This is a genomic window from Photobacterium sp. ABD4_091, assembly GCF_056160145.1.
Map to the genome: position 1 here is coordinate 156736 of NZ_JBSWWQ010000001.1, position 15973 is coordinate 172708.

Below are 15973 nucleotides of genomic sequence, written 5' to 3' on the forward strand. Positions count from 1 at the left end.
GGACAAGCGCCACATTCCCATTTGATACAGTTAGAGCTCGCTCACGGTTCTCCCACAGTGGGATTGATATAAAAGGGTTGTTACTTAGAGATATTAGAGAAAGGTAACTTCTTGCAAAAGAAGACCTTTCTCTTTTTTGCGTTAGAAGGCCTTTCTCTTTTTGTTTTATCCATAGAAGGAAACGGCCGTTATGAAATTAGCTAATATGCGCCGCTGGATTGTCCTACTGATCATCAGTGTTAGTGGTGGAGTCAGCTTCGATCTAGCTTACCTGCGCTTTGTTTATCAAATCCCCATGGTTGAACACATGGGATTTACCAACATGCAAGTCGGGCTGATTATGTCGACCTTTGGCATGTCAGCGATTCTGTTCTACGCTCCCAGCGGTATCATCGCCGATAAGTTCTCACACAAATACATGATGACTGGCAGTATGCTGGCAACCGGGCTGCTGGGTTTGTTAATGTCGACCTTCCCCTCCTTTGAGGTGATGATTGCCATCCAGTTCGGCTTTGCGATCACCACAATACTCACCCTTTGGTCGGTAACACTCAAAGCAGCCTCATTATTAGGGTCATCCGAAGAGCAGGGTGCCATCATGGGCTGGATGGAAGGTATGCGAGGGGTTGGTGTGATGATACTTGCCCTGCTAACTATGTGGGTATTCACCAGCATGGACAAGGCGGGGGCATCTGCGAACGGACTGCGCAGCGTCATTTTAATCTACAGTATCGTATACATCGCGCTGGCGGCTCTATGCTGGGTTTTCGTTGATCACGGCTATGGTAGCGAAGAGGTCAAACGGCCTCAAATTACCATGCAGGATATCCTAGGCGTACTGGCCCGCAAGACCACCTGGCTGTGTTCGGCGATTGTAATGGGCGTCTATTCCATTTATGCCATCTTGAGTTATTCCACCAATTACCTGGTCGAGCACTACGGCATGACCCTCGCGACAGCCAGCTTTATAGGTGTCCTCATCAATAAAGTGTTCCGCGCTATCTGCGGGCCAGCGGGGGGGCTCATCACAACGTATAGCCCGATAAAATCAAGCACCCGAGTACTGCGTCTTGGCGCGATATTGAGTTTAGCTACCATCATGGGGCTGATCTTCCTCAACCGCAATCCTCAGTCTGTAGGGTTAGCTATTGGTCTGATTTTAGTCGTAACATTTGTCTGTATGGCATCTCGGGGCCTTTACTGGGCGACCATCGGTGAAGTAAAAACCCCACTGCATATTACGGGTACCACCATTGGCGTCGTTTCCGTACTAGGCTTCCTGCCGGATATTTTTGTCTATCCGATTGTCGGGCACTGGCAGGATACCCTTCCTGCTGAACAGGCATATCAAAATATGTGGTTGATGGCTTTTGTCGCTATGTCCCTCGTGGTAATTGCGACCACATTACTTTACAAAGAAATCAGACAACAAAAATCAAACGATGAACAGTCTGAAGTTCAACTACAAGCTGAATCCTACGGTAAATAAATACAAGAGGTCTCTTATGAAAAATGAATACTTACTGGGGCTTGATGTAGGCACTCAAAGCGCAAAAATCGTTGTTTTCAACACTGACGGCGATATTGTCTGCGAAGGAAAGCAAGCGCTACGCAAAATGACTATACCTGCCCCTTCTCTGGCAGAGCATCCTGATGATGATTTGTGGGATGCCACCCAACTCGCCTTCAAGCGTGCAATGGATCGATTTAATGAGCTGGGGCTAGACGCGGGACAAATAAAAGCGATGGGGATTTGCATCATCCGCTGCTGTAGGGTGCTGATGCGAAAGAATGGTGAACTGGCTCACCCCGTCATCAACTGGATGGATAAGCGCCTAAACTATCCATATGAACACCTGCCCGAATATGGCCAGGTCGACTACGTCACAACTACTTCGGGATATATCACCCATCGTTTAACCGGCGAAAGCAAGGATACTTGTGCCAACTACATTGGTTGGTGGCCAATGGATAACGACCGCTGGGACTGGAGTGACGATCCTCAACTTTGGAAAAACTGTAATCTCGAACGTTCACAGGTATTTGATGTCGTGAAGCCAGGGGAAATCTTAGGTCACCTACGTGATGGTATTGCAGAGCGCTTCGGGCTTCCAATTGGGCTGCCAGTTGTTGCTACCGCTCATGATAAAGCCGTGGAGGCACTGGGCGCAGGTTCTCTAGAGCCGGGTGTCGCATTGATATCTCTAGGGACTTACATTGGGGCGATGGTTCACGGCAAAGAAAATGCCAAGAATACTGAGCACTATTGGCCATTCCAAGCCTCGTTGCCCGACAGCTACTTGTACGAATGTATGGGGGTTCGCCGAGGCATGTGGACCGTTAGCTGGTTCCGCGATCAGTTTGGTGCAGCAGCGCTGGCAGAAGCAGAAGACAAAGGGGTTTGCATTGAGGAGTTGTTGAGCCGCGAAGCCGCTCAAGTACCACCAGGATCCGATGGTTTAGTGACTATACATGATTGGGCTGCCCCATCGGAAGCAGAGTTTCGCAAAGGTGCAATGATTGGTTTCGACGGCCGCCATACTCGTGGGCATATGTTCCGTTCTCTCCTCGAGGGAATAGCATATACACTAAAGAACCACATGGACAAAATGGCAGAAGAGCAGGGTCAGCCTTTGACCAAGCTGGTGATATCAGGTGGCGGGGCCAACAGCGATGTATTTATGCAAATTTTTGCTGATGTCTTTGGTATTCCAAGTACCCGTAACAAAATGAATGGCTCAGTCGCTATTGGCTGTGCGATAAACGCTGGTATGGCGGTCGGCTGCTTTGACAGTGCACAGCAAGCCATTGAGCGCCTCGTAAAATCCGGCGATGTGTACCAGCCAAACCTAGAGGCTCATAAGTTCTATAGCCGACTTAATGAACGGGTTTATAGTCAGGTGTCGCGTCATCTTGACCCCATGCTGGAAGAACTGAGTCCATTAGTCGACTAAAACGTCAACAATGATGCTGCAACCACCTAGCTAGTATCTGGCGGTGGTTGCATCATAACCGTTATTAATAATCAATTATCTTCTGCCATTTTCTAAACCAACGGAAAGTCCCTTCATTCTAACAAAGTCTAAAGCAATCATTATTGTGATTGACCTACTCTTCGATAACGATATTGTAGTGGGCCAAAAACGGTTTGGGGCAGATCTGAGCTAGCCGGGGTATTGTGATTACCAGGGGTTGTAAATTATTTTTGGACAAAGGCGTGTCAGTGATTTTACTAAATTAGCTTAAGATGAATTATCAGATTTATGGCAAAACCTTTTAACCGAATGGCCAAATTTTCTCATCCACTACAACTTTATTAGGATTGCATTGGTAATGCTGATGGTTGTTTTAGATAGGGAGGGAGCATAATCAATGCAACCTTCCCTTGTTTAGGTGAACTTTGTTGTACCTATTGATTACATCAAGTTAGAAATTAGAAATCCAACGATAGCTAAAAGCAATAGTGGGTAGATAACTGACCAGAACATTGCGATAAGTCCAATAGCGACAAGTCCACCGAACCACATGCCAGCAGTTTTGAGGTGACCAACAGTTGCCCACGTGATTTCTTGGAAATTACCGAAGTTTTCGAATACTTGGATATAGTTTCCGTTAATCAGCCAGTGTAAGAAATACGTGATAGATATTAGGTATTTATAGCCCATGCTGTAGAAGACGTTCTCCGTGGAAATTAGTTTGAGGATCATAGCTTGAGAGCCAACGGAATAGTAAGGCAGTAAAAAAGGAAGAATGATTAGGATAGTCATTAGACAATACTTAGTGTGCTTATATCCCCTTCCATTATTGTCATTGAACGCAAATTTAAGTAGCAAATCAGAGATGAGCGACAGTGCGTTAAAGACTAAGAAGATGCCTGAGAATGTCAAAGCTAGGAATGGTACCAAGAATAGACGCACCGACATATCTTGCATGTACTCGTTACTGCGGTAGTCGTCGTACATCTTACGTAGGTTTTTCGGAAATACATCTTTATAGGTTGAAGTGAAGGTTCTAAGTGAGGTTTGACCTAGAAGGCGACCTTCAAGCGCGAACACTCCATACTTCTCGTTAAGGAATTTTATCACGTTTGGACATTTGTTTGGGTCTGAGTTCGTAAGTCGGATACCAAGGCGATCTTGGAAGACTTTCTGCATCTTTTTGAACACATCTGGTTCGTGATGTTTAACAAAGTGCTCTCGAAATACACGCTTGTGATTCCCTTCGCTACTCGGACGCCAACTTGTCGGCAATGAGAAACCTAGTTCTTTACGAACTTGCTGTCGTACTAGGCGAGCAAGCTCATTTGGTTGATAGCGATTGCGGCCACGATAGGCTTGGCGTGCAACCTCGTTCCAAGCGCGATCTGATTGTTTGTGTACTTCAGAAAGGATTCTTCTCCGTGCCTCTTTATGAGCATCCATTAATGGAACATATGTTTCTTCAAGAAGGTTATGGTACTGCTTATAGTAAAATACGGTGTTGTTCTGGAATTCGCGGTCTAATACCTTATCGACATTAGACACATTTGGTCTTTTGTTTTCAGCGTATCGTAAGACTACGGGGGCTAGCAGTGCCTTCTGGATGAGGTTTGCTCTATTGTATTCTTCTAGGTGAGAGGTGTTAAATTTAATGACCTCGTTAGTAAAGGTCTTTTGGAACATATATCCACGTACCATTTGGCTTTTTTGGTCAACTGAAAGGTTGTTCACTAGCGTATCTACTAGCGCCTTCTGACCATAGTATGCAAATGAGAAAGCCAAGATTGCCGCTAAAATTCGAGTAATTAGAGCCTTAGTGTTGAAGGCATATTTTGCTGTCATGTGCTTAAGTACAAGAATAGCAAGACCAATCCCTGATAATGTGCGCCCTACCTTATCGAGATCTTCGTAAAGGTGTACACTGTCTGCTGCAATAACGTCAACTAAGTTAACGAAAAAGCTACTTTCAAAAATGATATAAATTACGGAGATTACGAGTAATACCCACTCCCACTTGGTGAATCGGCTATGCTTCCTGACGGGCGCTTGCGCCTCTGTGTTTTCTAAAGATTCAGTAGTAATTGTCATGTAAAAAAATACAAATTAAGTGAATGCAAATACCTGACGTTAACAGTGAAATATTTTTATTATATAATTATCAGGTGGTTATATCGACTGTAGATTAACAGCGATGTATTTAAGGTCAATGCTAAATCAGTGATCAGCAAAATATAGCTCTGCAATTCAATTTAGTAGCCCTATAGGTCTCTAGTAATCCTTAATTGAGTGGAGTTGCCAGTAACTCGATTGTTGAGTTTGATGACTCAAACCAGTCATAAGGAAACTCGAAGATAAAAGTACCTTCTAAGGAACCTTGCAGAGTTATGTTTTAGGTCAATTGGGGTTTTGATCTTGAAAAGATGTTAGAACTATTAATTTGTACACGTATTCAAACATCACCAATTCCTCAACGAATACTTAAACTTGCTGAGACTCGGTGGTAATCAAGAAAACCTAATACCCATATCTAAGCTATCACGATTTCTGACTACGACATTTAATCGCAAGCCTTATATTTGTGTCCCCTTCAGAGAAGTAACTGTCCTTTATAATCCATGATGCGTAAACAAAAGGTCCACCGTAGCCTATTAGTTGAAAATAAATTAAACCCCATTGAGTACTGAACGGGAAAATACAAACAAGGATACCCCAAACAATTAGATGACATATTAGTAAATCTTTTTGGTCATCGAAGATGTACTTGTGGTACGTAGCGTGATCTACCATCGTCTTATCAAAGATATACTGGATGTAGTAAAGCACGTGAATCAAGTGAGATAGGCAAGCAATAAAGGCTCCACCAAAAGCAGCCTTCATCATTAAGCTAGCTAAGAAACTCTCGTTTGAGAAAATATTCCAAACGATAGGAATTGCATAAGATAGTAGACCTAATGGTACAAGTGCTGCCACCACGTTTGCCGATAGCATCAATACATTAAGTTTTCGTGACATGTATTTCATTAGCCTTTGCTTTTAGATGCACTATATTACAGTGCACCTTTATGATTTTTGCGTAATTATACCTTTGATAAATAGTAGCGACAAGAAAGCAGAATTTACCTATGCCACTTAATGTTGTTGGCCAGTTAGGATTGCAGAAGAAAGAACATAATGTCCAAGCTAGCACAGCCTTGGAAATAAAAGCGTTAGAGTAGTTGAGTAAATTAGTAAACTGTGCTAAAGAAAAAACCTCAAATTGGTGTCTATGTTTTCTCCCTATCTAGACTTAAAGGCTATCCATAATCAACCTCTACCGCATTACACTGAAGCTCAGTGATCCTCCGCTCTTGCAATACAAAGTTACAATGTAATCAAGCTGTTATGTATTTTTTCGCATACAATTACCATCAAATGAAATACCTCACCACACACAAGGAAAATACAGCGTGAACAACTGCTGCCTGAGTGCACAAAAAAATGAAGCCTTTTGTCCAATTTGCGATTCTCTATTACCTCTACAGTCGACGACAGCCAAAGGAAATACTCTCACAGATGAAGATATTGTGAACCAGTACCTAGGAGAAAAGTCATTTATATTTACAGGTAAAATTACCGAACACCACCTTTATAAATGCAAAAAGTCCTCTCAAGAATGCCACTTTTACTTTCTGACATTGGTAAATAGTGATGGCGAGACGCTTTGTATTAACGCAATCGCAGATAAGAAAAGTTGGACGAATCTCGCCACTGGCACTATTGCTACAATAATTTCATCGGGCACAGCTTCAATTGACGCTAGGATACCAAGGCCAGATAAGAATATTGTGCTAAACAAAGACCTTGCTCAAGTAGTTATACTTCACAATGTGCAAAACCCTTTTGTTGAAGATAGCTTACTTGATGAACCTTTTGAGCTACCAATGAATAAAGGAAAGCTGCTTGCGCGCATGATCCCTTCCGTTGCAGCAACTGGCTTTATAGGCTCTCTTATAGATCCACTCCTGGGTGGAGTCGGTGCGATTGCATCAATCGCTATTAGTTATATATTCTTTGCGACTAAGCTAGAAAAAGCTAACAAACAACAGTATAAAATTGATAGTAACAACTACGACAAGCTAAAAGAACTTATATTTAATCTGTGTAAGAAACCCACTATCGAACCAGCGGGAAGCCAAAATCTGGAGCCCACACTAACTGACACTACTCTCTCTAATGTTAGCGATATCAACCCGACACAAATAGGTCGCAACGAAGACAGTATTAATATCCAGTGCGATAGTAAAACAACGCACAATTTTACTGCCACTCCAGCGCCAGAAGATGAGTCCGAAGTGGATATCAAACAAGCAATCCTTACCTGCTCTGACAATCCTAGCGAATATTGCAAAAGTACTGAAGTTGTAAGCCTTCAAAAAACCAATGTTGCTTGTACACATAAAGCTAAGTTTATTATTCAATCTTGTTTTGGTGAAGTGATCGCGAAATCCACCGAGCCTTTCGTCATTGAGAAAACAACTGAGACTCACACATCTGGTACTAAATCAAATGGTGATAGCTTTCATAGTATTAGTTACGAAAATGAGCGTTCTTCTGATGTCAACCTTAATCTAATGGTGACAACCCCAACAGGTGAAGTAATACATACATCAATACCCGGAAAGTTTCAAAATGGGATTGATATTGGTGATTGGGTATCTATATCAACTATCACAAAAAAAATAGATGCGCATGCTTATGATGGAAATATTTACCCTGATAAATATGTACTTGCCTTAACGGCTGATGTGTATAACTTTAGCAAACAGAAAGACCTTACACCTAAACAAAGTACGAAGAATCTAAGATTTCCAGCTATTCGGAGCGCATTGATTAACTCCGTAGGCTTTTCCATCATGTTCAGTCTACTTATGCTACTTGCTGGCCTATTAGGTATGTCTCAACTAAATGGTACAAAAGTGCTTTATGATTTCATTGCGTTAGGAATTACACCTAAGTCCACGAGTAGTATGATTGCTGCAAGTATCATTCCTATCACCTGTGCCTTCTTCTCTTCCAGCATTATCTATAGAGCCAGAAATAAAAGAGAAGCAGAGAGAATCCTGAATGAAGCATATTACATCAAGAAGAGCACAGAAAAATTTAAACCCTTATTTACTCAACAACTAAAGGGTAACGTCGACTGATTAATTGAATGTTTCGTCATAAATAAGTAGACCGTCTTTTTTTAAGCCAGTAATTCTTATTGCTGGCTTTTCTATACCCTTCATTTGGCATTTATAATGCCTAGGCTTAAGTGCGGCCTCATATTATTGTAAATATATATTGACAATCAACGCCTGCGTTGACTCGCTCTTATTCAGGCATATTGAAACAAGAACTCTTGCTTTAGTGTGCCTTTAACACGTTCTGCTAGACCAACATAGCAATATTAATACAACCATTTAGCGTTGGGCATCGATAACATGTCGGACTTAACTAGAATGATAGTGTGAATAGCCACTAATTCAGTAGACACTAGTTAGCCTCTCTTTGTACTGCTTTTCATACTCTACAGGCGACAACTGGTTATTGGAACCGTGTCTACGTTTAACGTTGTAGAACATCTCTATATATTCGAAGATATCCGTCCGAGCTTCTTCTCGAGTGGCGTATATCTTCCGCTTAATTCTTTCTCTTTTTAGCAGTTGGAAAAAGCTTTCGGCGACGGCATTATCATGGCAGTTGCCTCGGCGACTCATACTTGATTCAAGTCCATGTTGTTTTAAAAAACTATCCCAATCATGGCTCGTGTACTGGCTTCCTTGGTCTGAATGCACAAGTACATTTACTACCGGCGAGCGCCGCCATATAGCCATTAGAAGTGCATCCAGAGCTAACTCTTTAGTTATTCTGCTCTTCATTGACCAACCAATTACCCGTCGAGAGAAAAGGTCAACTACGACGGCTAGGTATAGCCAACCCTCGTGAGTTTTTATATACGTAATATCAGTGACCCAAGATTGATTCGGAGCGGAAGGGTTAAACTCTCTAGCCAATTTATTAGCAACCACAACATTTTCACCACCTGCTTTCGCTCTGGGTTTTCGGTAGCCTCTCTGCGACTGTATGCCTTCTCGTTTCATCAAGCGGTGAACCTGGTTAATTCCACAGAACTCACCTTCATCACGCAGATCACTGTATATCTTCCGGTAACCATAAACTCCGCCAGACTCCAGCCAAAACTGTTTGATCAGCCCGAGAAGGTATTTGCGCCGCTTTTCCTGTCTACTGTCGGGCTGCTTAAGCCAGGCATAATATCCGCTGGGATGTATGCCAAGCACTTTGCACATGCGCCGAACAGACCAAGTAGGTTGGTTGGCTTTAATAAAGGCGTACCTCAGTCGGACTGGCTTGCGAAGTACACCGCGGCTTTTTTTAATATGTCTCGCTCTTCAGTGACTCTTTGTAATTCCTTTTTGAGTCGGCGGATTTCTGCACTTTCATCAGACTGGGCTTGGTATTGGGAGGAGTCAGGACCGTAGCGCTTGATCCAAGCATAAAGGCTATGGGTCGTTGTCCCTAAACGATTCGCAACATCGGCCACGCTATGGCCTTTTTCTGTAACCTGTTTTACGGCTTCAATTTTGAATTCTTCTGGGTATCGTTTGCTGTTCATAAGCACCTCTTTATTAGTCATTTTGTCTAACTAAAAGGTGTCTATCAAGTCGGTGGCTATTCACACTATCGAAAAATAGGTCCAAGTGGTATGCCATCAACTCGTAAAGCAAAAATTCTTTACAACATTGATGAGTTGAACAAATGGATTGAGAGTTACCCGCAAATATAGGGATATAGTATGACAAAGAAAGAGTGTCCTAAAGGTGTTGAAATTCATTCTGAGCACCTACGAATTAACTTTCCATTAAATGGGAAGCGCTTTCGTGAATCACTTCATTTACCAGCAACAAGTCATAACATTCGCCTCGCTGGAGAAAAGCGAGAAGCAATTATGCTTGCTATCAAAACAGGTATTTTCGACTACGAAAAGTTTTTTCCTAACTCCAAAAATGCAAAATGTTTTGGTTTATTGAAGCCTAATATGATCATTGATGAATTATGTGAAAACTGGCTGTCATCAAAAGAAGTAGAAGTGTCAGCTGGTACTATGAAAAACTACGCCCAACGACTTAAGAAAATGAGGTTGTATATAGATGGTGATTCATTAGTCAAAGATCTAACCCAAGCAACTATTTTGTCTTTACGAAATGAATTTTCAAAGTCAGGTTGTGCAGCTTCAACTGTTAATACATACATGCGAACAGTAAAAGAGTTAATCAACTTTGCCATTGACAATAAATTATGTGGTAAAGAAGTACTAAACAATATCAAGGCACTTCCTCAAGATAGCAATAAGCCTAATCCGGTTAGTATTATTGAACTAAATAAACTTCTGGAACACTGCCGAAATCAACAAGATCGTAACCTATGGCTTTTAGCCATGTACACTGGTTTGCGGCATGGGGAGCTAATCGCTCTTGCATGGGAAGACATAGATCTTCAAAAAGGGGTGATTTATGTAAAGAGAAACCTCACTCTTGCAGGTAGGTTCAAGCTCCCAAAGAATAAGCACAGTATCAGAACTATTAATTTACTTGCACCGGCAATCGAGGCTCTAAAAGCTCAGAAAACTCTCACCGGTTCTAAAAAAAGCATAAAAATCATTGTCGAACAATATGAAATCGGGAAGACCAAAAAACAGACAATTACACCTGTTTTTTCTCCAGAATTGACGGCAACAAGGGAAACTAAAGCATACTATTTTCACACAAGCATTCATGATAAGTGGAAATCATTATGCAAACGTGCGGGAGTAACCTACCGTAAACCGTACCAAACCAGGCATACCTATGCATGCTGGATGCTTTCAAACGGCGCTAACCCCACATTCATAGCCCGTCAAATGGGACATTCGAGCGCAAAAGAAATCTACCGGACATACGGCGACTGGCTGCCTGATTATACCCCAAGTGAGATTGATAAGTTAAACGCAGCATTCGAAGGGTAAGTATCATCCACATCTAGCATACCCCTCCATCAAGCCTAGCTTCGACGGAGGGGTAGAACCCTCCGCTCACCAACTACTAAATTACTTGCGAAAGTCTTTCACTCTCGAAGCACAGAAATTACTGTAATACGGCGTGATCATGTTAAACTCCCCTCCCTTTATAGCCCTATACTAGATTCGAGCGCTTCTATGAAAGCCTTAATTGTACGGGGCGAAGTACATTTATATCTAAAACTGGGGCATATGAGTGCAAGTGATGCCCACTGAACATAACGGGCCTTGGGACCAACGTTTAGACCAAGGTACTTTGCATATAGAACTGTCCCCTATATGCCCCCTTTTAGACTTAGCTTAATGTAAGAGCATGATTTCAGACAAAATTAACGAGTATCCAAAGTACTGGGCGGAATGCTACGGTACCGCACCTTTCCTACCGACTAGCCGTGCCGAGATGGACGCGCTGGGCTGGGATAGCTGTGACATTATTATCGTTACCGGTGATGCCTACGTCGACCACCCTAGCTTTGGTATGGCTGTCATCGGACGTTTGCTTGAAGCACAAGGCTTCCGTGTAGGTATTATTGCGCAGCCTGAGTGGGGCAATAAAGATGCCTTCATGGCACTGGGGCAGCCAAACCTGTTCTTCGGTATCACCGCCGGAAACATGGATTCGATGATCAACCGCTACACGGCCGACCGTAAGCTGCGCCATGACGATGCGTATACGCCAAATAACGAAGGCGGCAAGCGTCCTGACCGTGCTGTGCTGGTTTATTCTCAGCGTTGCCGTGAAGCATACAAAGACACCCCTATTGTATTGGGTGGTATCGAAGCCAGCCTTCGCCGCCTGGCCCACTATGATTACTGGTCTGATAAAGTCCGCCGCTCAGTACTGTTTGATGCCAAAGGCGACATCTTGCTATTTGGTAACGCAGAGCGTGCCTTGGTGGAAGTGGCCCACCGCCTTGCGGATGGCGAAAACATTGCAGATTTGACCAATATCGCCGGTACGGCGGTTATCATGCGCGAGCGCCCTGAGCATTACAAAGAGATTGACTCTAGCCGCATCGAAAAACCGGGTAAGGCGATGCCTATGCCTAACCCGTACGCGACAGAAGAAAGCTGTGCCACTAACAAAAGTGCCACCAACGAGAATGAAAAGGCGCAAGAACCTGAAGCCAAACCAGTTCAGATCCAGCCTTCTCGCCATGATGCCGAAACCACCGTTATTCGTCTGCCTTCTTTCGAGAAGTTGCGTAACGACCGGATCTTGTATGCACATGCCAGCCGTGTGATGCACCTGGAGACCAACCCGTATTCAGCTCGTGCCTTGGTGCAGAAGCATGGTGACCGAGAGCTGTGGATTAACCGCCCACCAATTCCTCTGACGACAGAAGAGATGGATTATGTATTCGGCCTGCCGTACGCTCGTGTACCGCACCCTGCATATGGCAAGGCGAAGATCCCTGCCTATGACATGATCAAAACCAGTATCAACATCATGCGCGGCTGTTTTGGTGGTTGCTCGTTCTGCTCCATTACCGAGCACGAAGGCCGGATTATCCAAAACCGCTCACATGAGTCTATCATCAGTGAGCTGGAAGAGATCCGTGACAAGGTGCCGGGCTTTACCGGTACTATCTCTGATCTGGGTGGCCCGACGGCCAACATGTACCGCCTAGGTTGTTCTGATCCTCGCGCCGAGAAGAACTGCCGCCGTCCGTCATGTATTTTCCCAGAGATCTGTAAGAAGCTCGATACTGACCACAAGTATACCATCGACCTGTACCGCAAGGCACGGAACGTTGATGGCATCAAGAAGATCATGATCGCTTCAGGTGTTCGTTATGACCTTGCGGTTGAATCGCCAGAGTATGTCAAAGAGCTGGTGACTCACCATGTCGGGGGCTACCTGAAGATCGCCCCTGAGCATACCGAGAAAGGCACGCTGGATCTGATGATGAAGCCGGGCATGGGCACCTATGACCGCTTCAAGGAAATGTTCGAGAAATTCAGCAAAGAAGCCGGTAAGAAGCAATATCTGATCCCTTACTTCATTTCGGCCCATCCAGGCTCAACCGATGAAGACATGCTGAATTTGGCATTGTGGCTGAAAAAGAACGACTTCCAGTGTGATCAGGTACAGAACTTCTACCCATCACCGATGTGTAACGCCACTGCGATGTACCACTCGGAAACTAACCCGCTCAAGCGTGTGAAGTACAAAAAGCGTGAAGACTTGTTTGTTGCTAAAGGTGAACGCCAACGCCGATTGCACAAGGCGCTATTACGCTACCATGACCCGCTTAACTGGTCACTGATCCGTGAAGCATTGGTCAGCATGGGCAAGAAGCATTTGATTGGTGACAGACCTAACTGCTTGGTACCTGAAGAAGGCAGTGAAGCTGAAATGACACCAGCACAGCGCCGTGGTTCAGGCCGCCATGGCTCAAAACGCTTTGCGACCAAGCACCCTAACCAGCCAGACATCCGCAAAGATAGTAAGCGTGGTGGCCAGCGTAAGAATGGCAGCCAAGGTGGTAGCAACCAAGGCCGTGGTAACAACCATGCTGGCAAGCAAGGCAACAAGCCGCATGGAAGCCGGAACGGTTCTTCGTCGAACTCCCAAAATGGCCAGAGCGCTAACGGTTCAAAGCCGCAATCAAGGCAAGGCGGTAATGGCAAAGGCAATGGCCCGCGTAACGGCAAGCCAAGCCAGTCACGTGCTGGAGGAAAGCCTAACCGTTCACGCGCTAGATAACCTTCATCCATCATAAAAAAGAAAGCCCGCACAAGCGGGCTTTCTTTTTGGTTCAAGATTCTCAGTGCAGGGGAAACTATCGCATTAATTCCGATGCCATGAGCCCCACCACGGCCAGTACGACTAGCACACCGAGGCCAATTAATATTTTCTGTTGCGATTTTTCATCAAGAAACTTGGTGACCAGTGCCCCCACCAACAAGAGTATGATAATTACAGCAAGCTTCAGCATCTCAACACCACAGTTAAAATTGGCTTATAAGTCAACCATATCAAACAACTCACCTAATATCTGTCTCACCAATCAAGTTTTGGCTAGTTCGCCAGGATTGTTTGTAACATACTGTTTTAACAGTAAATAACAACTTGGTTCTTACCATTTGCCTTGGCTTGGTAAAGGGCCTGATCGGCGCGAGCTATGGATTGCTCCATATTGCCGCTGACTTCAGCGACACCGATGCTCACTTGCACTTGGCAAGTTTTACCACTGAATTCCAGATCCAATCGAGATACGTTGGTACGGATATTTTCCAGTACCTCCTGTGCCTCGCTCAAACTGGCTGACGGCAATAATATAGCGAACTCCTCACCACCATAACGGGCAACAACGGCATGGCGATCACTGACTCTTCGCAGGCAGTCTGCCACGGCAATAATCACTTTGTCGCCGAACAAATGGCCATAGGTATCATTGATCACCTTGAAGTCATCAATATCAATCATGGCAACATAATATGGCGCCTCTACCTTTAGCTGCTTTTCAATTTGGGCCTGCAAGTAATTTTTATTTCTCAGCCCTGTCATCGCATCGGTTTGTTGTATCCGTAAAGCCAGCATGACATGACCAAGGGCACTTTGGGCGTAAGTTCTCAGCATATTAATAAAAAACAAGAAGCCCAAATTTGGCGAGGTAATATATAGCAAACCAATTAGCTGCTTATTTTTAGTCAGTGGAATACGAATACATTTTTTACCCGGTGCGATGAATGCTGAAATCATATCAGGCTGCTTGGCTGGCAATTTCGCCATACGACCGATTCGGGTGGCTAATGACCTAGTTAGGTCTTGCTCAGAAATACTATGTTTGCATTGGGCTGATTCAAAGTCGCCCGAATAGACATTGCGCATGTACAAATGGATGGTTTGGCATCCAATTACCCCTTCGACCATTTGTCTTAACGCTGTTATTAACTCCCGAACACTTTCAACTTCACTTAATTGCCGGCCATAAATATGCACGCGGTGAATAATATAGAATGAAAGGCCAATGATTAGAATAAATACCAGCAAGGTTAAGGTCACCGCACTGATACTGAATGTATGCATAATAATGTCTGACCTAGCGGTCCCTGAAAGTACGATCCAATTATGAAGGGAGTACGCATCATAAACGCTGAATTTTTCTTCATCTTTATATGTATAAGACGAAATGATCCCTTGGTATTCCCCATCTTCAATACGCGCTATCAGATCAGTTGACACACTAACTGACGGTGTTCCAATTCTTGTCATATCTGGGTGCATGACAATATTGCCCGTTTTCCTCTCTACCGCATAGACGTAGCCGTTGGTCAGGGTCTTCAACAAAGATAGATTCTCATAGAGGCTAGCCACATTGATTTCCAACAGGATTCTCACCTCTTGATTTTGCAATGTCTCTAGCACGGATACCAAAGCCACCGTCCACTTTCCGGTACTGCCGCTCAGATAGATGGGTGTGATGTAGGTTTGCCCCGGCTCTGCTTGTTTATACCAGGGCCGGTTCGCTATGTATTGAGTAACGCCCTCTTTGTAAAACCCACCAGTGCCGTAATAATTGCCGTATGCCAGCAAACCGACTTCCAGATATTTGCTCTTTGCATTAACAATGGTCTGCGCGGCTTCCATCACCCCGGAAATGCTGTTTTTCTGTTCCCACAGTTGCTCGAGGAGATATAAGTGGCTTTCAGCAGAAACAAAATGGTGCTCCAAATATTCTCTTGCAATACGTACATTGGATGTCGCTTGATTGAACGCCGTATTTTGGTTGCTTTTATACTCACTGTATCCGACATAAATTAATAAGCTGAGAATAAAAAACACCAGTGGAAATATAAGGGATATCAATAATCGAGGCTGTACTTTCATGTACTTCAATAACCTTTGAAGTTTGTTTTTTGTCACTTGGTCAAATTTTTGACCGAGTGTAAT

10 protein-coding genes and 1 pseudogene are annotated in these 15973 nt (G+C 44.0%); 6 read left to right on the forward strand and 5 right to left on the reverse strand.

The genetic code is table 11. From position 1 onward, the window contains the following. Positions 1-190: 190 nt before the first annotated feature. Positions 191-1489, forward strand: coding sequence for an MFS transporter (locus ACXAGQ_RS00610; protein ID WP_475250905.1), 1299 nt, complete (start codon positions 191-193; stop codon positions 1487-1489). A gap of 16 nt (positions 1490-1505) precedes the next feature. Beyond that, positions 1506-2954: an FGGY-family carbohydrate kinase gene (locus ACXAGQ_RS00615; protein ID WP_475250907.1), complete on the forward strand. Its 1449-nt coding sequence runs from the start codon at positions 1506-1508 to the stop codon at positions 2952-2954. Positions 2955-3416: 462 nt separating this feature from the next. Here ACXAGQ_RS00615 and ACXAGQ_RS00620 read toward each other — a convergent pair whose 3' ends face one another. Further along, positions 3417-5066, reverse strand: coding sequence for a hypothetical protein (locus tag ACXAGQ_RS00620; RefSeq protein ID WP_475250909.1), 1650 nt, complete (start codon positions 5064-5066; stop codon positions 3417-3419). Positions 5067-5513: 447 nt separating this feature from the next. Continuing rightward, positions 5514-5999: a hypothetical protein gene (locus ACXAGQ_RS00625; RefSeq protein WP_475250911.1), complete on the reverse strand. Its 486-nt coding sequence runs from the start codon at positions 5997-5999 to the stop codon at positions 5514-5516. Positions 6000-6424: 425 nt separating this feature from the next. Between ACXAGQ_RS00625 and ACXAGQ_RS00630 the strand changes: the two genes are divergently transcribed. Then, entirely contained in the window at positions 6425-8161 is a 1737-nt protein-coding gene (locus ACXAGQ_RS00630; RefSeq protein WP_475250912.1) for a hypothetical protein, read from the forward strand. A 321-nt stretch (positions 8162-8482) separates the two neighbouring features. Here ACXAGQ_RS00630 and ACXAGQ_RS00635 read toward each other — a convergent pair. After that, a protein-coding gene (locus ACXAGQ_RS00635) for an IS3 family transposase (protein WP_475250914.1) occupies positions 8483-9633 on the reverse strand; the annotation gives its coding sequence in 2 pieces (ribosomal slippage) (positions 8483-9396 and positions 9396-9633; 1152 coding nt in all). A 72-nt stretch (positions 9634-9705) separates the two neighbouring features. Between ACXAGQ_RS00635 and xisR the strand changes: the two are divergent. The 3 genes and pseudogenes from xisR to ACXAGQ_RS00650 all read left to right on the forward strand — a co-directional run. Then, a pseudogene (gene xisR, locus ACXAGQ_RS00640) lies at positions 9706-9804 on the forward strand (excisionase family protein); the annotation flags it as partial. A gap of 9 nt (positions 9805-9813) precedes the next feature. Further along, on the forward strand, positions 9814-11022 hold the full coding sequence (locus tag ACXAGQ_RS00645; RefSeq protein ID WP_475250916.1) for a tyrosine-type recombinase/integrase: 1209 nt from the start codon (positions 9814-9816) through the stop codon (positions 11020-11022). Between the two features lie 364 nt (positions 11023-11386). Then, complete coding sequence (locus ACXAGQ_RS00650; RefSeq protein WP_475250918.1) at positions 11387-13783, forward strand: YgiQ family radical SAM protein; 2397 nt, start codon at positions 11387-11389, stop codon at positions 13781-13783. A gap of 76 nt (positions 13784-13859) precedes the next feature. On the opposite strand, the gene ACXAGQ_RS00655 is transcribed toward ACXAGQ_RS00650, so the two are convergent. Then, entirely contained in the window at positions 13860-14015 is a 156-nt protein-coding gene (locus tag ACXAGQ_RS00655) for a hypothetical protein (RefSeq protein WP_475250920.1), read from the reverse strand. Positions 14016-14131: 116 nt separating this feature from the next. Further along, complete coding sequence (locus ACXAGQ_RS00660; RefSeq protein WP_475250922.1) at positions 14132-15754, reverse strand: diguanylate cyclase domain-containing protein; 1623 nt, start codon at positions 15752-15754, stop codon at positions 14132-14134. Positions 15755-15973: the final 219 nt, after the last annotated feature.

Coding starts and splice junctions, on each gene's coding strand:
- ACXAGQ_RS00610 (WP_475250905.1), top strand. CDS start 191: ATGAAATTAGCTAATATGCGCCGCTGGATTGTCCTACTGATCATCAGT.
- ACXAGQ_RS00615 (WP_475250907.1), top strand. CDS start 1,506: ATGAAAAATGAATACTTACTGGGGCTTGATGTAGGCACTCAAAGCGCA.
- ACXAGQ_RS00620 (WP_475250909.1), bottom strand. CDS start 5,066: ATGACAATTACTACTGAATCTTTAGAAAACACAGAGGCGCAAGCGCCC.
- ACXAGQ_RS00625 (WP_475250911.1), bottom strand. CDS start 5,999: ATGAAATACATGTCACGAAAACTTAATGTATTGATGCTATCGGCAAAC.
- ACXAGQ_RS00645 (WP_475250916.1), top strand. CDS start 9,814: ATGACAAAGAAAGAGTGTCCTAAAGGTGTTGAAATTCATTCTGAGCAC.
- ACXAGQ_RS00650 (WP_475250918.1), top strand. CDS start 11,387: ATGATTTCAGACAAAATTAACGAGTATCCAAAGTACTGGGCGGAATGC.
- ACXAGQ_RS00655 (WP_475250920.1), bottom strand. CDS start 14,015: ATGCTGAAGCTTGCTGTAATTATCATACTCTTGTTGGTGGGGGCACTG.